Origin of the sequence: Falsiroseomonas sp. (genome assembly GCF_051860665.1) — a bacterium.
Classification (GTDB): domain Bacteria; phylum Pseudomonadota; class Alphaproteobacteria; order Acetobacterales; family Acetobacteraceae; genus Falsiroseomonas.
Genome location: NZ_JBHYDM010000002.1, coordinates 23,712 through 43,532, shown reverse-complemented (window position 1 = coordinate 43,532; position 19,821 = coordinate 23,712). Strand labels below are relative to the sequence as shown.

19 protein-coding genes are annotated in these 19,821 nt (G+C 70.5%); 8 read left to right on the top strand and 11 right to left on the bottom strand.

Features of this window, described 5'->3' with window-relative positions:
• Positions 1-2: 2 nt before the first annotated feature.
• Entirely contained in the window at positions 3-254 is a 252-nt protein-coding gene (locus ACTIF1_RS01995) for a SemiSWEET family sugar transporter (protein ID WP_439594976.1), read from the bottom strand.
• A 51-nt stretch (positions 255-305) separates the two neighbouring features.
• Between ACTIF1_RS01995 and ACTIF1_RS01990 the strand changes: the two genes are divergently transcribed.
• Genes ACTIF1_RS01990 through ACTIF1_RS01975 form a run of 4 tightly spaced genes read left to right on the top strand, consistent with a single transcriptional unit; the run spans position 306 to position 3,356 of the window.
• Positions 306-902: a GNAT family N-acetyltransferase gene (locus tag ACTIF1_RS01990; protein ID WP_439594697.1), complete on the top strand. Its 597-nt coding sequence runs from the start codon at positions 306-308 to the stop codon at positions 900-902.
• Complete coding sequence (locus ACTIF1_RS01985) at positions 899-1,795, top strand: carbon-nitrogen hydrolase family protein (protein ID WP_439594696.1); 897 nt, start codon at positions 899-901, stop codon at positions 1,793-1,795. Before ACTIF1_RS01990 ends, ACTIF1_RS01985 begins: the two co-directional genes overlap by 4 nt.
• Complete coding sequence (lpxB, locus tag ACTIF1_RS01980) at positions 1,792-2,943, top strand: lipid-A-disaccharide synthase (RefSeq protein ID WP_439594695.1); 1,152 nt, start codon at positions 1,792-1,794, stop codon at positions 2,941-2,943. The genes ACTIF1_RS01985 and lpxB overlap by 4 nt, the downstream gene beginning before the upstream one ends.
• A complete protein-coding gene (locus tag ACTIF1_RS01975; RefSeq protein WP_439594694.1) occupies positions 2,940-3,356 on the top strand; it encodes a GNAT family N-acetyltransferase in 417 nt (138 codons plus the stop codon). The genes lpxB and ACTIF1_RS01975 overlap by 4 nt, the downstream gene beginning before the upstream one ends.
• Before the next feature lie 56 nt (positions 3,357-3,412).
• Here the strand turns inward: ACTIF1_RS01975 and ACTIF1_RS01970 are convergent, their stop codons facing one another.
• Positions 3,413-4,351, bottom strand: coding sequence for a Gfo/Idh/MocA family protein (locus ACTIF1_RS01970; RefSeq protein WP_439594693.1), 939 nt, complete (start codon positions 4,349-4,351; stop codon positions 3,413-3,415).
• A gap of 153 nt (positions 4,352-4,504) precedes the next feature.
• Here ACTIF1_RS01970 and secD point away from each other — a divergent pair, with 153 nt between their 5' ends.
• The 4 genes from secD (at position 4,505) to ACTIF1_RS01950 (ending at position 9,420) form a co-directional block, all read left to right on the top strand.
• Positions 4,505-6,088: a protein translocase subunit SecD gene (gene secD, locus ACTIF1_RS01965; protein ID WP_439594692.1), complete on the top strand. Its 1,584-nt coding sequence runs from the start codon at positions 4,505-4,507 to the stop codon at positions 6,086-6,088.
• Between the two features lie 22 nt (positions 6,089-6,110).
• On the top strand, positions 6,111-7,061 hold the full coding sequence (gene secF, locus ACTIF1_RS01960; RefSeq protein WP_439594975.1) for a protein translocase subunit SecF: 951 nt from the start codon (positions 6,111-6,113) through the stop codon (positions 7,059-7,061).
• A complete protein-coding gene (locus ACTIF1_RS01955) occupies positions 7,058-8,050 on the top strand; it encodes a tripartite tricarboxylate transporter substrate-binding protein (protein WP_439594691.1) in 993 nt (330 codons plus the stop codon). Before secF ends, ACTIF1_RS01955 begins: the two co-directional genes overlap by 4 nt.
• A 209-nt stretch (positions 8,051-8,259) precedes the next feature.
• A complete protein-coding gene (locus ACTIF1_RS01950) occupies positions 8,260-9,420 on the top strand; it encodes an EAL domain-containing protein (RefSeq protein ID WP_439594690.1) in 1,161 nt (386 codons plus the stop codon).
• Here ACTIF1_RS01950 and ACTIF1_RS01945 read toward each other — a convergent pair.
• Genes ACTIF1_RS01945 through ACTIF1_RS01905 form a run of 9 tightly spaced genes read right to left on the bottom strand, consistent with a single transcriptional unit; the run spans position 9,408 to position 19,767 of the window.
• Positions 9,408-10,577, bottom strand: a complete 1,170-nt coding sequence (locus tag ACTIF1_RS01945; RefSeq protein WP_439594689.1) for an iron-containing alcohol dehydrogenase — start codon at positions 10,575-10,577, stop codon at positions 9,408-9,410. The two genes, ACTIF1_RS01950 and ACTIF1_RS01945, sit on opposite strands and share 13 nt — an antisense overlap.
• A gap of 53 nt (positions 10,578-10,630) precedes the next feature.
• Positions 10,631-11,698 carry an ABC transporter ATP-binding protein gene (locus ACTIF1_RS01940; RefSeq protein WP_439594688.1) on the bottom strand — a complete coding sequence of 356 codons (1,068 nt, stop codon included), beginning with the start codon at positions 11,696-11,698 and terminating at the stop codon, positions 10,631-10,633.
• Positions 11,695-12,687, bottom strand: a complete 993-nt coding sequence (locus tag ACTIF1_RS01935) for an ABC transporter ATP-binding protein (RefSeq protein ID WP_439594687.1) — start codon at positions 12,685-12,687, stop codon at positions 11,695-11,697. The genes ACTIF1_RS01940 and ACTIF1_RS01935 overlap by 4 nt, the downstream gene beginning before the upstream one ends.
• Positions 12,684-14,114 (bottom strand): amidohydrolase family protein, encoded by a 1,431-nt coding sequence (locus ACTIF1_RS01930; RefSeq protein ID WP_439594686.1) that lies wholly within the window; start codon positions 14,112-14,114, stop codon positions 12,684-12,686. The genes ACTIF1_RS01935 and ACTIF1_RS01930 overlap by 4 nt, the downstream gene beginning before the upstream one ends.
• Positions 14,115-14,128: 14 nt before the next feature.
• Positions 14,129-14,740: a LysE family translocator gene (locus tag ACTIF1_RS01925; protein ID WP_439594685.1), complete on the bottom strand. Its 612-nt coding sequence runs from the start codon at positions 14,738-14,740 to the stop codon at positions 14,129-14,131.
• Between the two features lie 4 nt (positions 14,741-14,744).
• The gene (locus ACTIF1_RS01920) at positions 14,745-16,334 is read right to left on the bottom strand and encodes an ABC transporter substrate-binding protein (RefSeq protein WP_439594684.1); all 1,590 of its coding nucleotides are present in this window, start codon (positions 16,332-16,334) and stop codon (positions 14,745-14,747) included.
• Between the two features lie 18 nt (positions 16,335-16,352).
• On the bottom strand, positions 16,353-17,204 hold the full coding sequence (locus ACTIF1_RS01915; protein ID WP_439594683.1) for an ABC transporter permease: 852 nt from the start codon (positions 17,202-17,204) through the stop codon (positions 16,353-16,355).
• A gap of 8 nt (positions 17,205-17,212) precedes the next feature.
• Positions 17,213-18,154, bottom strand: coding sequence for an ABC transporter permease (locus tag ACTIF1_RS01910; RefSeq protein ID WP_439594682.1), 942 nt, complete (start codon positions 18,152-18,154; stop codon positions 17,213-17,215).
• The gene (locus ACTIF1_RS01905) at positions 18,148-19,767 is read right to left on the bottom strand and encodes an amidohydrolase (protein ID WP_439594974.1); all 1,620 of its coding nucleotides are present in this window, start codon (positions 19,765-19,767) and stop codon (positions 18,148-18,150) included. The genes ACTIF1_RS01910 and ACTIF1_RS01905 overlap by 7 nt, the downstream gene beginning before the upstream one ends.
• Positions 19,768-19,821 lie beyond the last annotated feature (54 nt).

The window sequence follows — 19,821 nt, the reverse complement described above, 5'->3', positions numbered from 1 at the left end:
CCTCACCCGCGCCGCAGCTTCACCCACAGGATGGAGGCGGTGAGCGGCACCGTGATGATATTCGCCACCACCAGCCCCGTGGCACCCTTCAGCACCCCATAGCCCAGCCACAGGCTGTTGCCGGCCACCAGCAGCACCAGCAGCGCCAGGCTGAAATCCTGCGCCGATCGCGTGCGCCAGGTCTTCCACGCCTGCGGCACGAAGGCGGCGGTCGTCATCGCCCCCGCCACCAGCCCCACGGCCTCCACCCCCATATCCACGCCACGCTCTTTCCTGCCGTCACGCGGGGACCTATGCATCCCGGCATGGCGGAAATCCATCTGCGCTTCGAGACTGTTTCGGGCCCCGCGCTGCACCCGCTGCTGCCGGAGCTGGCCGCGCTGCGCATCGCCGTCTTCCGGGAATGGCCCTACCTTTACGAGGGCGATGGCGGCTACGAGCAGGGCTATCTGCGCGCCTATGCGGATTCGCCAGGTGCTGCGATCGTCGTCTGCCGGGATGGCGAGCGCGTCGTCGGCGCCGCCACGTGCCAGCCCATGACCCAGGCGCATGCGCCGGTGCAGGCCTGTTTCCGGGCGGCGGGGCTGGACCCCGAACGCTTCTGCTACTTTGGCGAATCGGTGCTGCTGCCGGCCTGGCGCGGCCAGGGCGCCGGGGTGCGCTTCTTCACGGAGCGGGAGGCGCATGCCCGCCGCCTCGGCCTTCCGGAGGCCGCCTTCTGCGCGGTGGTCCGCGACCCCGCCGATCCGCGCCGCCCGGCCGACCACATTCCCCTGGATGCCTTCTGGGGCAAGCGCGGCTATGCGCAGAGGCCGGATCTGCGGGTAAGCTTCGACTGGAAGGAAATCGGCCAAACCACTGCAATACAACACGAATTGGTCTTCTGGACCAAGGCGCTTTGACCCCGCCGCCGCCCCGGCCCCTCCGCCTCGGCCTGCTGGCCTGGGAGGTCGGGCACCCCACCAGCGTCGCGGATTTCGCCTCGCGCCTGGACCAGCGCCTGGCCGAGGCGCGCGGCCGCGCCGATCTCTGCGTCCTGCCCGAATATGCCTGCGTCGAGCTCGGCGCCGCGCTGGCCGGCAATGCCGCGCCGGATGAGGCGACGGAGCTGGCCGCCATGGTGGCCCATGCCGAGGATATCCTGGCCGCCATGCGCCAGGCGGCGATGCGCGCCAGGGTCTGGCTGCTGCCGGGCACGCTGCCCATGCGCGCGGGCCAGCGAATCATCAACCGCGCCCCGCTGATCGCCCCGGATGGCCGCCTCGCCTTCCAGGACAAGACGGCGATGACGCGCTTCGAGGCGGAGCGCTGGGGCGTCTCGGCCGGCGCCGGCCCCTCGGTCTTCGACACGCCCTGGGGCCGCATCGGCATCTCCATCTGCTACGATATCGAATTCCCCAAGCACGCCCGCGCCCAGGTGGAAGCCGGCGCCTGGCTGATCCTCGCCCCCTCCTGCACCGACAGTCTTTCCGGATTCGCCCGGGTGCGGATCGGGGCTGCGGCGCGGGCGCTGGAGAACCAGTGCTTTGTGGCCGTCACCCCGACCCTGGGCCTCGCCCCCTGGTCCGCGGCGCTGGACGAGAACCATGGCCAGGCCGCGGTCTTCGGCCCGCCGGATCGTGGTTTTCCCGTGGATGGGGTGGTCGCGGCCGGGGCCATGGATGTGCCGGGCTGGGTCTTTGCCACGCTCGACCCGGACCTGGTGGAGGAGGTGCGCGCCCATGGCGCAGTCCGCAACCACCGCGACTGGCCGCGCCGGCCCGTCCCCGCCCCCAAGCCTGCGATCTTCGCATGACACTGATCTACCTGGTGGCCGGCGAGGCCTCCGGCGACGTGCTCGGCGCCCGGCTGCTGGCGGCGCTGCGGGCCCGGGACGCCTCCCTCGCCTTCGCCGGCATCGGCGGCGAGCGCCTGGCCGAGCAGGGCATGCCCAGCCTCTTTCCCATGCGCGAGCTGGCGCTGATGGGGCTGATCGAGGTCCTGCCCAATATCCGCAGGCTGGCGCGGCGGCTGGATGAGACGGTGGCGGATATCGCCACGCGCCGCCCGGCCGTCGTCGTCACCATCGACAGCCCCGGCTTCACCCTGCGCCTGGCCCAGCGCATCCGCCCGCTCGGCATTCCCGTGGTGCATTACGTGGCGCCGCAGATCTGGGCCTGGCGGCCTGGGCGCATCAAGAAGATCAAGGCATCGGTGGACCACATCCTCTGCCTGCTGCCCTTCGAGCCGGTGATCTTCGAGGCCGCCGGCATCCCTGCCAGCTTCGTCGGCCATCCCGTGCTGGAATCGGGCGTCGATGCCGGCGATGCCACGCGCTTCCGGGCCGCGCATGGCCTGGCGCCGGACGCGCCCGTGCTGGTGGTGATGCCCGGCAGCCGGCGGATGGAGGTGAAGCGCCTGCTGCCCGTCTTCGGGGAGGCGCTGCGCCTGTTGGCGCCGCGCCTCCCCGATCTGGCGGTGGCGCTGCCGGTCTCCCCGGTGGTGGCGGAGGCGGTGCAGGCGGGCGTGCGGGACTGGCCGGGCCGCACCATCCTGGTGACCGATTTGGCGGGAAAGCACGATGCCTTCGCCGCGGCGCGCGAGCATGGGGCGGGGCTGATCAAGTCCGGCACCTCCTCGCTGGAAATGGCGGTGGCCGGCGTGCCGCATCTGGTGGCCTACAAGGTGAACCCCATCACCGCCGCCATCGTCCGCCGCCTGGTCCGCGTGCCCTTCGCCAGCCTGGTGAACCTGCTGGCCGAGCGCGAAGTGGTGCCGGAATATCTGCAGGAACGCGCGACGCCCCAGGCGCTGGCCGAGGGCCTGGCCGGGCTGCTGCTGGACCCGGCCCCGGCGGCGGCGCAGCGCGCGGGCTTCGCCGAGATGCTGCAAAAGCTGCGGCCGGCCGAAGGGCTGCCCAGCGCCGCCGCGGCCGCCGTGGTGCTGCGGGTGCTGGCGCCATGATGACCATCCGCCCGCCGAAGCCCGAGGACATCCCGCAGATGCGCGCCCTGCTGGAACAGCTCGGCTATGCGGTGACTGAGGCGGATCTGCGGGCCCGGCTGGCCGCCCAGGCGCCGGAGGATTGCGTGCTGGTCGCGGCGGAAGGCCCGCGGCTGCTCGGCGTGATGGCGCTGCATCGCGCCACCATCCTGCATATCGGGCCGGTGGCGCGGATCATGACGCTGGTGGTGGATGAGGCGGCGCGCAGCGGGGGCGTGGGCCGCCGGCTGGTGGAGGCCGGGGCGGATTGGGCGCGGGCGGCGGGCTGCGCGACGCTGGAACTCACCTCGGGGAAGCAGCGGCTGCGGGCGCATGCCTTCTATGAGGGGATCGGCTTCGTCGCCCAGGGGCTGCGGCTGCATCTGGCGCTGTAGGGGGGGCGCCAGCCCGCCCACCCCGACCCTCCCCCCTCAGAAGGGGGGAAGGAGAGTCAGCCGATTGCGGCTTCCACCGCCAGGGCGACGCGCAGCGCGGCGATGCCCTCGGCGGCGCCGACCTCGGGCGCAGCGCCGGCGCAGGCGGCGGCAAAGCCGGCCTGCTCGGCTTCCAGGCTGTCATGGTCCGTCCAGCCGGCGCGGTCGATGCCATAGCCGGGCATGGTCGCCACCGCCTCCGCCCCGCCGCGGCGCAGCTGGGCGAGTGAGCGGTTCAGGAAATCGACCGTCATCTCCCCCTCCCCGCCCAGCACCCGCAGCCGGCGCTCCATGGCCAGGGACACGCGGGAGGCGGTGATGGTCGCCGCCCTGCCGCCGCGGAAGCCGAGGCGGGCGACCGCGAAATCGGCGTGGTCCGACATCACCCGCGCTCCCACCGCCTCCACCGTCTCGGGCGGCCCGCCGGCCAGCTTCAGCACCAGGTCGATGTCATGGATCATCAGGTCCAGCACGACCGAGACGTCCAGGGAGCGCGGCCGGAAGGGGGCCACGCGCACCGCCTCCCAATGCACCGCGCGGCCACCCTCCTGCGCCGCGACCACGGCCTGGAAGGCGGCGGAGAAGCGCTCGATATGGCCGACCTGCAGCACCCGGCCGCGCGCGGCGGCCAGGGCGGCGAGGGATTCGGCCTCCGCCAGCGTGGCGGCGATCGGCTTTTCCATGAAGAGATGCCGCCTCGCCTCCAACACCTGGCGGCCGAGCGCGGCATGGAAGCGGGTGGGGGCGGCGACGATCACGGCCTCCGCCGCCGCAATCGCCTCCGCCGCCGGCAGGGCCGGCACGCCGCATTCGGCGGCGACGGCGGCGGCGCGGGCGGGATCGGCATCGTGCAGCGCGACCAGCCGCAGGGGATTCGCGGGCCCTGGCCGGCTGGCCTTCAGCGCGTGGAAACGGCCAAAATGCCCGGCACCGAGCACCGCGACGCGGAGCGACATCGAGAAAAACCCTTCTTTCAAGCCTGGCGGTGATACTGCGTCCCGCGCGGGCTTGCATCAGGGGGGGCCGCGCCGCATCTTCCGGCCCGGTGGCATCGCCCCCCGCATGGGGTAATAGGGCCGCTCCTTCACATCCGGGGTCTGGCTGCTTCCATGATGTATTTCGCCCGCTGGAAGGTGTTCGCCATCATCGGCGTCTGCCTCCTCGGCATCCTGGTCTCCCTGCCCAACCTGTTTCCGCGCAGCGCGCTGCCGGATTGGGCACGCCAGATCAGCCTGGGCCTCGACCTGCGCGGCGGCAGCTACCTGCTGCTGGAGGTCGATACCTCCGCCATGGTGCGCGAAAGGCTGGAGGCGCTGGTGGATACCGCGCGCCGCGGCGCCGCCGCGGCCAATCCGCGCATCCTCTATACCGGGCTGAACGCGACGCCGGCCGAGCGCCGCGTCTCCGTCCGCGTCTCCGACCCCGCCCGCGCCGCCGACATGGCCCGCATCCTGCGGGAGGCCGCGATCGTGGTGCCGGCCGGCGCCGGGGCGCAGCAGCCGGATATCGAGGTCACCACCTCCCCGGACGGGCTGGTCTCCGCGACGCTGACCGAGGTCGCGCTGCGCGCCAAGGCCGGCAATGCGGTGGAGCAGTCGCTGGAGATCGTCCGCCGCCGCGTGGACGAGACCGGCGTCGCGGAGGCGCTGATCGCCCGCCAGGGCGCCAACCGCATCCTGGTGCAATTGCCCGGTGTCGAAGACCCCGCCCGCATCAAGGACCTGCTGGGCCGCACCGCCCGCATGACCTTCCATCTGCTGGACGAGAGCGCCAATCTTCAGGCGCCGACGCCGCCGCCGGGCACCATGTTCCTGGCCGGCGACCGGTTCCAGGAACGCTACGCGGTTCGCCGGCGCGTCGAGGTGGATGGCGCCAATCTGACGGATGCCCGCGCCGGCCAGGACCAGAACGGCCAGTGGGTGGTGAACTTCACCTTCGATTCCATCGGCACGCGGCGCTTCGCCGAGGTCACCCGCCAGAATGTGGGCCGCCCCTTCGCCATCGTGCTGGATGAGCGGGTGATCACCGCGCCGAATATCCGGGAGCCGATCACCGGCGGCCGCGGCCAGATCTCCGGCAATTTCGACGTGCGCGGCGCCAATGACCTGGCCGTGCTGCTGCGCGCTGGCGCCCTGCCTGCGCCGCTGACGGTGGTGGAGGAACGGACCGTGGGGCCGGAGCTGGGGGCGGATGCGATCCGCGCCGGCATCATCTCCCTCGCGGTCGGGGCCAGCTTCGTCTTCCTCTATATGGGCCTGGCCTATGGCTTCCTGGGCTGGCTCGCGAATATCGCGCTATTGGCCAATCTGGTCATCATGGTCGGCGTATTGTCGGTCATGGGCGCCACCCTCACCCTTCCCGGCATCGCCGGCATCGTGCTGACCCTGGGCACGGCGCTCGACGCCAATATCCTGATCAATGAAAGGGTGCGGGAGGAGGTACGCAACGGGCGAACACCGATCTCGGCGCTGGAGCTGGGCTTCACCAAGGCCTCCGGCACCATCATGGACAGCAACCTGACCAATCTGATCGCCATGGCCTGCCTCTACGGTTTCGGCAGCGGGCCGATCAAGGGTTTTGCCGTCACGGTGGCGGTCGGCACGGTGGTGCAGATGTGGACCGCGACCGTGGTGGTGCGGCTGATGGTGGCAAGCTGGTATCGCCGGCGCCGCCCCCAGACGCTGCCGGTCTGAGGATCGAAGAAGAATGTTTCGCCTGCTCTCCCGCCCGTTGTTCCGCATCGTCCCGGACGATACGCGCATCCCCTTCATGAAGGGAGCGGTCCCGGGGCTGATGCTCTCCGCCTTCCTCTCCATCGCCTCCGTCATCCTGGCCTTCTACCCGGGGCTGGAGCGCGGCATCGATTTCCGCGGCGGCATCGTCATGGAGGTCCGCACCCAGGGCGAGGCCGATCTGGCGCGCCTGCGCGCCGCCGCCTCCGGCCTCAATCTCGGCGATGTCGGCCTGCAGCAATTCGGCGCGCCGGATACCGTGCTGATCCGCCTGCCCGTGCAGGGCGACGAGGCCGGCACCCAGCGCGCGGTGAATGCCGTGCGTGGCGCGCTGGAGGAAGCCAGCCCCGGCACCCGCGTGCTTCGGGTGGAGGCGGTGGGCGAGCGTGTCTCGGGCGAGCTGTTCCGCGGCGGCATGATCGCGCTCGCCATCAGCCTGCTGGCGATGCTGGTCTATATCTGGTTCCGCTTCGAATGGCAGTTCGGCCTCGCCGCCATCATCACGCTGATCCTGGACACCACCAAGACGGTGGGCTTCCTGGCCGTCACGCAGATCGAGTTCAATCTGCAGACCATCGCGGCGATCCTGACCATCGTCGGCTTCTCGGTGAACGACAAGGTCGTGGTGTTCGACCGGATGCGGGAGAATCTGCGCAAGTTCAAGCAGATGCCACTGCGCGACGTGGTCGACCTCTCGATCAACGAGACGCTGAACCGCTCCATCGGCACCTCGATGACGCTCTTCCTCTCGGCCCTGCCGCTGGCGCTCTTCGGCGGCGACGCGCTGGCCGGCTTCGCCTGGACCATGCTCTTCGGCATCGTCCTGTCCACCTCCTCCTCCATCTTCATCACGGCGCCGCTGGTGCTCTATACCGGCGCCAAGTCGCTGCGGCCGAAGGATGTCGCCGCCGCCCCGCAGGCCCAGGCGACGTGACCGGCCCGCGGCCCGGCGCGGCGGCGGTGCCGCCCCTTCGGCGGCGCGGCCTGCTCGGGCTGGGCGCCGCGCTGTCCCTGCCCGGCCTGGCCCTGCCCAGCCTGGCGCAGGCGACCCGCCGAAATCCGGCTGAGCTTCTGGTGGGCGCGCCCCCCGGCTCGGCGGTGGATCTCTGGGCCCGCGGCGTCGCCCCCTTCCTGGAACGCGCCCTGCCGCGGCTGACCCTGGCGGTGCGCAACCATCCGGGGCGCTCCGGCCTCGATTCCGTCAGCGTCCTGGCGGAGTCCGACGCGTCGCGACGGGTCATCGGCGTGGTCACCACCCCCCTGCTGCTGGCGCGCGCCGTGGAGAATGGCGAGCCCTTCCCCGGCACGCGCATCGCGCCCCTGGCCGCGGTGGTGGAGGAAAGCATGGTGCTGGTCGGCGCCCATGGCGGGCCGGCCGATGTGGCGGCGCTGCGGGAGCTGGGCGACCGCGGCACGCTGGGCACGCCGGCCCCGGGCAGCGCGGCGCATTTCGCCGCCTCCCGCCTCGATGGCCGGCTCGATCTGCCGCGCTTCGCCTTTCCCTCCGCCGCCGCCGCCAGGCAGGCGGCGATGGCGGGCCATGTGGCGGCGGCCATGCTGCCGCTGCCGGATGCGATCGGCTTCCTGCGGGAGGGAAAGCTGCACGGCATCGGCATCGCCGCCGCCCGCCGCAGCCCGCTGCTGCCGGATCTGGCGACGCTGAAGGAACAGGCGGTGGACCTCGTCGCTTCCGCCCAGCGCGGCTTCGCGCTCAACCCCGAGGCGCCCGAGGCGTTCCGGGAGGCGCTGCTGCGCGGCCTGGAAGGCGTCGCCGCCGACCCCGACTTCGCCGAGCAATGCGCCAATCGCGGCCAGACCCCGCGCTTCCTGGGGCCGGAGCCCTGGGGCCGCCTGCTGGCCCGCGCCGATGCGGAGCTGCGGCGGCGTTGGGCCGAGGAACCCTGGCTGCCGCGTCGCGCCTGACGCCCCGTCCTCACACGTGACTGTGTTCCGGATGAACCCGATGCAGGCTCCAACTTCGGGCATCCTCCGGGCGTGACTGAAAAGCCTGACGCCAGATCGAACCGGATGCGGCCGCGACGGACCTTGCCTTCTTATCACAGACTCGTGATAAGCGACGGCCGGTATGCGCGGTGTCGGTCCGCGGCACAGGGCTGGAGGAAGTTCGCACCATGCTGAGGCGCCCGCGGCGCGCCGTGTCGGAGCCCGGCATCGTCCTGCTGGTGGCCAGCGACCCTCTCGTCATCGCCGCAACCCGCGACGCCGCGCAGCGCATGGCCGGCCCCCCGCCCGTTCTGGTCACCACGGCGGCCGAAGCCCTCAGCCACATGGTCGGTCCGGGCGATGCGCCGCGCCACCTGGTGGTGGAGAGCGGCGCCGGCAGCAGCGCCCTGCTGAGCGCGGCGCGGGATCCCTTCAACGGCACCGGCGTGGTCATCGTCAGCCGTCCTGGCCTGGCGCCACCTGCCGGGCTGCGCGAAGTGCCGGCGGAGCCTGCGCAGCTGGCGGCGGCGCTGGCGGATGGCCAGGCGCGCGGAACGCCGCCCGGCGATGCCGCGGCGCTGGCCACCGGCCTGGCGCGCGGCGAGATCACGGTCCGCTTCCAGCCCATGGTCCGCCTGGCCGACCGCCGCCTGGTGATGGTGGAGGCGCTGGCCCGCTGGGAAAGGCCGGGGGCGGCGCTGGGCGCCAATGCCTTCGTGCCGCTGGCCGAGCGCGCCGGCCTGGCCGGCCTGCTGACCCTGGCCGTGGCGCGACGCGCCATGCGTGAGCTGGCGGCGAATCGTGCCGGGCGACGCATCCGCCTGTCCTTCAATATCCCCCTGGCCGAGCTGGTGCGGCCGGACCTGCCAGCGCGGCTGCTGCGGCTGGCGGCGGAGGCCGGCCTGGCCCCTGCGGACCTGCTGCTGGAACTGACCGAAAGCACCCAGGTGCGCGACCGCGCCCTGCTGCGCCGTGCCCTGTATCGGCTGGACCGGGCGGGCTTCGGCGTGCTGCTGGACGACCTGGCGCTGGATGACGGGCGGGGCTTCCTGCTCGACCTGCCCTTCGCCGGGGTGAAGCTGGATCGCCAGCTGGTCGTCGCCATGCCGCAGGAACGCCGCGCCCGGGCGGAGGTGGAGCGCATCGTCCGCCATGCCCGCCGGCGCGGCATGGTGGTGATCGCGGAGGGGGTGACGGATACCCATGTCTGGCGCGCGGTCGCCGCCGCCGGCTGCGACCTGGCCCAGGGCTTTGGCGTCGGCCGCCCGCTGCCGCCGGCCGCGCTGCCGGCCTGGATCGCCGCATGGTCGGCGGCAGCCATGCCGGAGCGGCAGGGTCAGGCGGCGTAGCTGGCCTGGTAGAGGGCAATGATCTCCGCCGCATCGGGCACGCGGGGATTGTTGCCGGGGCTGCCGGAAGCCAGCGCCTGCTGCGCCATCAGCGGCAGCAGCCCCTCCCACCTTTCCGCCTCGATTCCCCACTTCGCGGGGCTCGGCACGTCGAGGTCGCGGTTCAGGGCGCGCAGCTCCTCCACCAGGCGCGCTGCTGCGGCCTGGTCGCCCTCGGCCTCGCTGGCCAGGCCCATCACGCGCGCGGCCTCGGCATAGCGCGGCCGCGCCGCCTCCAGCCCGAAGGCGGTGACGGCGGGCAGCAGCATGGCGTTGGACAGGCCGTGGGGGACGTGGAAATGCGCGCCGATCGGCCGGCTCATGCCATGCACCAGGGCCACGCTGGCATTGCTGAAGGCGAGGCCGGCGAGCGTCGCGCCGCGCATCATCGCCTCCCGCGCCGCGGCGTCGCGGGGATCGGCCCAGACGCGGCGGAGATTGGGTGCGATCAGCCGCATGGCGCTGCGGGCGTAATCGTCCGAGACGGGGTTCGCCTTCGCGGAGACGAAGGCCTCCAGCGCATGGGTCAGGCTGTCGATGCCGGTATCGGCTGTGATGCGCGCGGGCAGGCCGAAGGTGAGCTCGTAATCCACAACGGCCGCCAGCGGCAGCGCGCCGAGGCCGGCGATGAGCATTTTCTCGTCGGTCTCGGTATCGGTGATGACGGTGAAGCGCGTCGCCTCGCTGCCCGTCCCGGCGGTGGTGGGGACGCAGATGATGGGCACGGCACCGCGGTTGGCGGCGGCCGGCACCTTGAAGTCCCGCATCTTGGCGCCCGGCGGGGCGGCGGCGAGGATCGCCATGGCCTTGGCCGTATCCATCGGGCTGCCGCCGCCGAAGCCGATGAGGCAGTCGTAGTCCCCGGCCGCGAGCACGGCGACGCCGGCGGCGATGACGGTATCCGTGGGGTCCGGCACCGTCTCCGAGAAGACCGCGGGCGCCATCCCCGCCGCGCGCAGTGGCGCGAGCGCCCGTTCCAGCAGGCCGGAAGAGACCATGAAGGGGTCGGTGACCACCAGGGGCCGGGACAGGCCGAGCTGGCCCAGAACATCCCCCAGCCTGGCCACGGCACCGCCGCCCATCGCCATCAGCCGCGGTGCCACCAGTGACATGATCATTGCGCCCTCCCCTCGTCTTGAAGGCGAAGGGTAGGACAGGACGGCGCCCTGCGTCAGGCCCTCTGGGCCGCCTTGCGCGCCTTGGCGGCAGCATAGAGGGCGAGCCGCTGCGCCGCGACGGGCGACATGCCGTTCTCCACCACGCCGGCATGCGGCGGCAGCACCTCCGCGAAATGGCAGGCCACCTGATGGCCGGGGGCGAGGTCGCGCAGCGCCGGCGCCTCCGCCTTGCAGCGGTCCTGTGCATGCGGGCAGCGGGTGTGGAAACGGCAGCCGGCAGGCGGGTTCATCGGGCTCGGCACGTCGCCGCCAATGGGCTTCACCAGGCCGCGGCGGCGCGGATCGGGATGCGGAATCGCGGAGAGCAGCGCGCGCGTATAGGGATGCGCCGGCGCGTCGAAGATGGCGCGCTTCGGCGCCGTCTCGACGATCTGGCCGAGATACATCACCGCCACGCGGTCGGCCATGTGGTGCACCACGGCCAGGTCATGCGCGATGAACAGGTAGGAGAGGCCGAAGCGCCGCTGAAGGTCCTTCATCAGGTTCACCACCTGCGCCTGGATCGAGACATCCAGCGCGGAAACCGGCTCGTCGCAGATGATGAGCTCCGGCTGCACGGCGAGCGCACGGGCGATGCCGATGCGCTGGCGCTGGCCGCCGCTGAACTCATGCGGGTAGCGCTGCGCGTGGAAGGGCGCGAGGCCGACCAGGCCCAACAATTCCTTCACGCGGGCGGCGCGGGATTCCGGCGTGCCGATGCCATGCACCTCCATCGGCTCCGCGATGGTATCCGCCACGCGCAGGCGCGGATTGAGGCTGGCATAGGGGTCCTGGAAGACCACCTGCACGCGGCGCCGCAACGTGCGCAGCGCGGCCCCCGAAACCTCCTGCCCATCGAAGCGCACGGTGCCGGCGGTGGGCTCGATGAGGCGCAGCACCAGCCGGGCGGTGGTGGACTTGCCGCAGCCGGATTCGCCCACGATGGCCAGCGTCTCGCCGCGCTCGATGCGGAAGGAGACGCCATCCACGGCGCGCACCGTGCCGACCTGCTTCGCCAGCACGATGCCCTTCTTCACCGGGTAGTGCTTGGCGAGGTTCTCGACCTCCAGAAGCGTCGTCATGCCACGAGGTCCAGGCTGTTCTCGACCGGCGCGCGGATGCAGGCGGCCAAATGGCCGGGCGCCACTTCCAGCAAGGGCGGCGGCGCGCTGCGGCAGGCGGCGATGGCAAAGGGGCAGCGCGGTTCGAAGCGGCAGCCCTTCGGCAGCGCGAAGGGCGGCGGGACCGCGCCTTCGATGGCCAGCAATTCGTCGCGCGTTTCGTCCAGGCGCGGCACCGAACCCAGCAGGCCGAGGGTATAGGGGTGTTGCGGGCTGGCGAAGAGTTCGGCGGCGGTGCCGCGTTCGGCGATGCGGCCGGCATACATCACGGCGACCTCATCGGCCATCTCCGCGATCACGCCGAGATCGTGCGTGATCAGCACGATGGACATGCCGGTTTCCGCCTGCAGGTCCTTCAGCAGGTCGAGGATCTGCGCCTGCACCGTGACATCCAGCGCGGTGGTCGGTTCATCCGCGATCAGCAGCTTCGGCCGGCAGGCCAGCGCCATGGCGATCATCACGCGCTGACGCATGCCGCCCGAAAGCTGGTGCGGGAATTCGTCGAAGCGGCGCGCGGCGGCCGGGATGCGCACGCGGTCCAGCGCGGCGATGGCGCGCGCCCGCAGTTCCGGGTTGCTCGCCTTGGTGTCGTGCGCGCGCATCGCCTCCACGATCTGCAGGCCGATGGGATGCACCGGGTTCAGGCTGGTCATCGGCTCCTGGAAGATCATCGCCACCTGGCCGCCGCGCACGGCGCGCATGCCGGCCTCCGGCAGGTCGAGCAGGTTCTTCCCCTCCAGCAGCACGCGGCCGGCGGCGATGCGCCCCGGCCGCGGCACCAGACGCATGACGGACAGGGAGAGCATGGACTTGCCGCAGCCGGATTCACCGACGATGCCGAGCGTCTTGCCGCGCGGCACCGCCAGGTCGACACCATCCACCGCGGGAATATCGCCATTGGCGCTGCGGAACACGGTCCGCAGCCCCTGGATCTCGAGAAGAGGGGTCATGACCACCGGAATGTGGGGGGCGAGGAGACTTCGACGGGGCGATGCGCCCAGTCCTGCGAGGGCGCCTTCTCGATGATGCGCTTCTGGGCCTCGTGCAGATGCGCGGCGGCACCGTGGTAGTCCATGGTCGTGACCTTGCCGTCCGACACCACCTTGTTGCCATCGACATAGACATCGCGCACCGCGCGATCGCCCGCCGCATAGACCAGGCTGCGCACGGGATCGCGGCCCGGGCGCATCATCGGATGCGTCACGTCGACCAGCACGAAGTCGGCGCGCGCGCCGGCGGCGAGGCGCCCGATATCCTCGCGGCCCAGCGCCTTGGCACCGCCGATGGTCGCGGCGTCGAAGAGCTCGGTCGTCGTCATGCTGCGCGGATCATTCGCCTGGGTGCGGGCGAGATAGGCGACCAGCCGCATCTCATCGAGCATGTTGTGCGGATAGGTATCCGTGCCGAGGCCCATGTTGACGCCGGCCCGCTTGTAGCGGCCGAAGTGCTTCAAGGTGATGCCGCGGCGGGCGAAGACGGTGGGGCAATGCGCGACGGTCGTGCCGGTTTCCGCCAGCCGCCCCATGTCGCTATCCGTCCACCACTTCGTCGAGGGATGGTCATCGAGGAAGATGCCATGGCCGATGATGCTGCGGTCGCTCAGCAGGCCCATGGAATCCAGCCAGCCGATCGGCGTCTTGCCGTGCCGGCGGGTGATCTCGTGGAACTCGACCACCGACTGCGCCGCATGGATCTGCCAGGATAGGCCGCGCTTGCCCGCTTCCGCAAAACTCTCCTTCAGCAGGGTGTCGGTGCAGGTATCGATCTGCGCCGGCACCACCATGCCAAACAGGCGGCCGCTTTCGTGCTGCTCCGCACGCTCGATCAGCGACAGGGCCTCCGCCATCGCCTTCTCGCCGGCGGCCTCGTCCCATTCGTATTCGACGACATGGCCATTCCTGGTGAACCACTTGGCCGACTTGAACATGGGCGCGATGCAGACGCGCATGCCCGATTCCGCCAGCAGGTCCATCCAGCCCGGATGCGCCATGGACAGATCGGCCACCGTGGTGACGCCGGAGAGCAGCAGTTCGGAAAGGGCAACGCGCACGCAGCTCGGCACCGCTTCCGCGTCGGCGCGGAAGATCGGCATGAATTCATAGAGTGAGGAGTTGTAGAGGCCGGGCGAGCCGATCTCGTCGATCAGCCCCTTGTTCATCGGCTCGCTGGAGGGGTGGGAATGGATATTCACCAGACCCGGCATGACCATGAGGCCGGAGCCGCTGATCTCCTCCTCCACCGGCCCGTCATAGCCGCGGCCGACGAAGGCCAGCGTGCCGCCGGTGAAGGCGACATCGGCATCGGGCAGGTAGATGTGCTGCTTGGTCGATGCGTCCCAGGCAACCACCAGGTCGGCATTGCGGATGACGGTAGCCATCGTGTTTCCCCCTGTTATCTCTCGCTCAACGCCAGGCGGCCGCCGAGTGCCACGAAGGCGGCGGCAAAGCCGCGGCGCATCCAGGCCAGCACCGAAGGCCGCGACAGGATATGCCGCCGCGCCGCCGCGGCGCAGCAGCCATAGAGGACGAAGACCGAGAAGGTCATCGCCATGAAGACGCCCGAGAGCATCAGCATGGTGGCCACCGGCTGCGGATCCTGTCGCGCGACGAATTGCGGCAGGAAGGCCACGAAGAAGATCGACAGCTTCGGATTCAGCAGGTTCGCCGCCATGGCGGCCAGGATCACGTCCCGGTCGCGTCGTGGCGCGGCATCGGTACGGATGGCAAGCGGCCCATCCGCGCGCAGGCTGGACCAGGCCATCCAGAGCAGATAGGCGATGCCGGCCCAGCGCAGGGCCTCGAAGGCCAGGGCGCTGGCATGCAGCAGCGCCGCCAGACCGGTGATGGCCGCCAGCATATGCGGCAGGATGCCGAGCGTGCAGCCCAGCGCCGCGACGATGGCGGCCCTGCGCCCCTGCGACAGCGCCGCCGCCAGCGTGATCACCACGCCCGTGCCGGGCGAGGCGACCACGATCAGCGAGGTCAGCAGGAATTCGGCGCCCATCGCGTCAGCGCGTCGTGCGCATGTCGAGCGCCTTGTAGATGCCGGCGCCGTAGAGGCCATGCGCGCGGAGCCCGGTGACGCGGTTGGAGACCGCCACATAGAGATTCTCGCGCGCCGTGGTCAGCCAGGGCGCTTCTTCGGCCAGCTGTCGCTGGATATTGGCGAGCGCGGTGCGGCGCACGGCGGGATCGGTCGCGCTGCGCGCCTCATCCAGCCAGGCATCGGTCTGCGGGTTGTTCCAGTTCATCCGGTTGGGCGTCGGCCGCGCCCGGCTGTGCCAGTAGAGGCTGAGCGCATCGCCCGCGGAGAAATACGGATAGGACAGGAACAGCGCATCGAATTCCTGCGTCGCCATGCGGCCCCAGGCGACGGTCGCATCGAAAAGCTGGATGCGCATCTCGATGCCGACGCGGCGCAGCGCCTGCTGGATGATCTCGCTCTGCCGCTGGTTCTCCAGCGTATTGATGCCGTAGGTCAGGAAGGTGGCGCGCTGGCCGTCCTTCACGCGGACACCGTCGGGACCCATCACCCAGCCGGCTTCTTCCAGCGTGCGCTGCGCGGCGGCGGGATCGAAGCGCGGCACCATCGCATCCGACTGCGCGTCATAGTCCAGCGTATTCGGATTGACGATGTTCAGCGCCGGCTGCGCATGACCGAACCAGACGGCTCGCACCAGTGCATTGCGATCCACCGCCTGGTGGATGGCGCGGCGCACGGCGCGGTCATTCATCACGGGCTTGTCGACCTTGAAGCCCAGATAGTAGTCCCAGAAATAGTTCGGCTGGGTCAGCAGCGTCACGGTGGGCACGCGGCGCAGGCTGTCGATCGCGACCGTCGGGACATACTGCGTGACATCCGCGGCGCCGGTCTGGATGGCGGCGAGGCGCGCGGAGGGTTCCGGCACCACGCGCCAGACGATGCGCTCGACATGCGCCGGGCCCTGGTTCTGGTACATGGGCGGGCCCCAGCGGTAGTTCGGGTGGCGCGTCAGCACCAGCTCGTTCCGCGGGGTCCAGGACTGCCAGCAATAGGGGCCGGTGCCGTTGAAGCCCTGGCTACCGAAATTCGCACCGAGGCGATCCACCGTCGCCTTGTCGATGATGCCGGCGAAGAACAGCGTCAGCTGCGACAGCAGTTCAGAGAAGGGCGCATTCAGCTCATATTCGATCGTATAGGCATCGACCGCACGGATCTCCTTCACCGGCCCGGCGCGCCAGGCCACGGGGCTGCGCGTCTCAGGCGAGATCCAGCGGTTGATGGAATAGACCACATCTTGCGCGGTGAATTCCTTGCCGTCGCAGAAGGTGACGCCGCGGCGCAGGTGGAAGGTATAGAGCTTGCCGTCCGGCGAGACGGTCCAACGCTCCGCCAGGCCGGGGCGGATGGTCTGGCCGTCGAAATCCATGGTGACCAGCGTATCGGTCATCATGCCCACCACCTCACCCGCGCTGCGCGCGGTGGAGCGGTGCAGGTCGTAGCGGTCCGCATCGATCTCGCGCAGGAACACCACGGTGTTGCGCGGCGTCTGGGCCATGGTGGGCAAGGCCGTCATCGCGGCAAGCGCCGCGACCATCGCACCCTTGAGGAATCGCATGTTCTTCTCCCTGCCTGACTAGATGCGCAGCCGGGGGTCGAGCGCGTCGCGCAGCGCATCCCCCAGCACGTTGAAGGCCAGCACGACGACGAAGATGCCGACGGCCGGGATGACGGAAATATGTGGCGCGAAGAACAGGAAGGTGCGCCCCTGCGCCGCCATCGCGCCCAGCTCCGCCACCGGCGGCTGTGCGCCGAGGCCGAGGAAGGACAGCGCCGAGCCCAGCAGGATCACCTGGCCGAAGCGCAGCGTGGCGAAGACCAGGATCGGGCTGGCGCAGTTCGGCATCAGGTGCCGCCAGATCAGCCGCGCATCGCCCATGCCCTGGGCGCGTGCCGCCTCTATGTAATCCAGCCCCAGCACCACCAGCGCGGTGGAGCGCGCGATGCGCGCCATCAGCGGGATGGTGGCGACCGCCAGCGCGATGACCACCGCCGTCACGCCCGGGCCGAAGATGGCGGCGATCGCCAGGCCGAAGAGGATGGCCGGGAAGGACAGCATGATATCGGCCAGCCGCATCAGCAGCCCGTCGATGCGCCGGTAATAGGCGGCCGCGAAACCCATCGCCACGCCGATGACGCCGCCGATGCCGAGGCTGAGCGCGCCCATGGCCAGCGTGACGCGCAGGCCGAACAGCATGCGCGACAGCATGTCCCGTCCCTGCCCGTCCGTGCCCAGCAGGTATTTCTCGTCCGGCGGCTGCATCACCGCCATCAGGTCGGTCTCGAAGGGATCGTAGGGGGCGATCCAGGGCGCCAGCAGCGCCGCCAGGACCACCAGCACGACGACCGCCAGCGAGACGGCGGCCGCAGGTTCCCGCACCAAAATCTTCAGCGTGCCGGGGCGTGCCGGCGGGACCACTTCTGTCACGCTCGCGCTCATCCGGCCCTCACCCGCGGATCGAGCACGCCATAGAGAAGATCCACCGTCAGATTCACCAGGATGAAGCCCATGGACAGGACGATGATGGTGCCCTGCGCCATCGGGAAGTCGGAGGAGAGGATGGCGCCCACCGCCAGCCGCCCCACGCCGGGCCAGGAGAAGACGGTCTCCGTCACCACCGCGCCGCCCAGAAGAAAGCCGATCTGCAGGCCGATCAGCGTGACGACCGGGACCATGGCATTGCGCAGCGCATGCCGCGTGACCACCAGCCGTTCCGTCAGCCCCTTCGCGCGTGCCGTGCGCACATGATCCGCGCCCAGCACATCCAGCACCGCCGTGCGCGTCATGCGCGCCACGGGGCCGACGAAGACACCGCCCAGCGTCACCGCCGGCAGGATCACCGCGCGCAGCCCCTGCCAGGTCCAGAGCGGCCCCTCCCGCCCCGTGAAGGGCAGCCACTGCCATTGGAAGCCGACGAACCAGATCAGCACCAGGCCGAGGAAAAAGACCGGCACGGAAACGCCGGCGACGCTGAAGGCCATCACCACGCGATCGATCAGCGAACCGCGCCAATAGGCACCCACCGTGCCCATGGCGATGCCGAGCGGGATGGACCAGACCAGGCTCGCCACCATCAGCTCCAGCGTCGGGCCGATGGTGGAAGCAAGCTCACCGGCGACGGGCACGTTGTTGATGATGGAGACGCCCAGATCGCCCTGCGCCAGGCGCCAGACATAGAGCGCGAATTGCACATAAAGCGGCTCATCCAGGCCCAGATCGGTGCGGATCTGCGCGATGACCTCGGCGCTCGCATTCGGTCCGGCGCGCACCACGGCCGGATCGGTCGGCACCACCTGCATGAGAAGAAAGCCCACCAGCAGCACGCCGAACATCACCGGCACCGCCAGCAGCAGGCGCTGCACGGCATGCCTCAGCATGGGGCGAGCGCCCCGTGCCGGTCGAAGATCACCTCGCCACCGCGCAGAGTCAGGTCGGCCCGCGTATCCTTCAGGATCAGCTCCGGGTCACAGTCAAAAATGTCGCGCGAGAGCACGGCGATATCGGCCTGCATCGCCGGCTCCAGCGTGCCGCGGCGATCCTCGGCGAATTGCGTATAGGCGCCGCACCAGGTCTGGCAATGCACCGCCTGTTCCGCCGTCAGCGTCTGGTCCGGGCCCAGCACCGTGCCGCGATTGGTCTTGCGCGTCAGCATGGTGAAGAGATTGGCGAAGGGATCGACGGAGGAGACGGGGCAGTCGCTGGACGCAGCCGGATGGTGCCCCTCCTCCAGCCAGGTCCGCATCGGATAGGCTTCCTCGCTGCGCGCGCGGCCGAGGTTGCGGATATAGAGGTCGCCGAATTCATACATGAAGGCCGGCTGCGGCACCGGCAGGATGCCGCGTGCCAGCATGCGCTTGCGCTGATGCGGCGTCAGGAAGCCGCAATGCTCGATGCGATGGCGCCGGCCGAGGAAGGGATGCGCTTCGCTATCTGCCATCTCCATGCCGACCAGCACCTGCTCGATCGCCGCATCGCCGATGGCATGGATATCCAGCTGCCAGCCCTGCTCGTGAAACAGTTTCAGCAATGCGTGGATCTTGTCGTCCGGGAAGGTGAAGACGCCCGTGCCGCCACCTGCCGACTCAAGGTAGGGATCGAAAAAGGCGGCCGTCAGGCCACCGGCCGAGCCATCGGCAAAAACCTTCACCGCGCCCCAGCGCAGCATGTCGTCGCCCTGCATCGGCCGCAGCCCGGCCTCCCAGGCCTTCAGCGCGATGCCTTCCGGATTGCCGGCGAGCACGTTCCACATGCGCATCAGGGAGCGCCCCTGCGCGACGGCGCTGCGGAAGGCCGCGACCTCCGCCATGCCGGCCGTCATGCCCACGTTCATGTCGGTGGCGGAGGCGAAGCCGAGCGAGGCCAGGTGGCGGCCCGCGCGCTCGATCGCATCCACCAGCGTCGCCTCATCCGGCTCCGGCACCACGTCGCGGATCAGCCGCATGGCGCGTTCCTGGAACAGGCCGGTCAGCGCGCCGCCCTTGCGCTCCACCACGCCGCCCTCCGGGTCCGGCGTATTGTGGCCGACACCGGCGGCGCGCATCGCGGCGGTATTCGCCACGCCCATATGGCCGCAGGTACGCACGATGAAGACGGGATTGTCGGGCGAGACGCGATCCAGCTCCGCCGCCGTCGGATGCCGGCCGATATCCAGCTCCGCATGATCATAGCCGCGGCCGAGCACCCAGGCGCCCTTCGGCGCTTCCTTCGCCGCCTTGCCGATTCGCGCCAGCACCTCATCCAGGCTGCGCACTTCCTCGGCGCGCAGATTCACACCCGCCAGCGCCAGGCCATAGGGCAGGAGGTGCATATGCGCCTCGTTGAAGGCCGGGATCGCCACGCGCCCCTCCAAGGCGACCTCCCGCGCCTGCGGCGCGGCGGCTCTCACCTCGGCCTCCGGCCCCACCGCGAGCACAAGACCGTTCCGCACCGCGAGCGCCTCGGCAAAGCCGCCTGAAAGGCCGCGAAACACGCGTCCGCCGGTCAAAATCACATCCTGGCTCATCAAGCGGCCAACCCCGTTCGCGCGTCGTCGTATGACCGGACT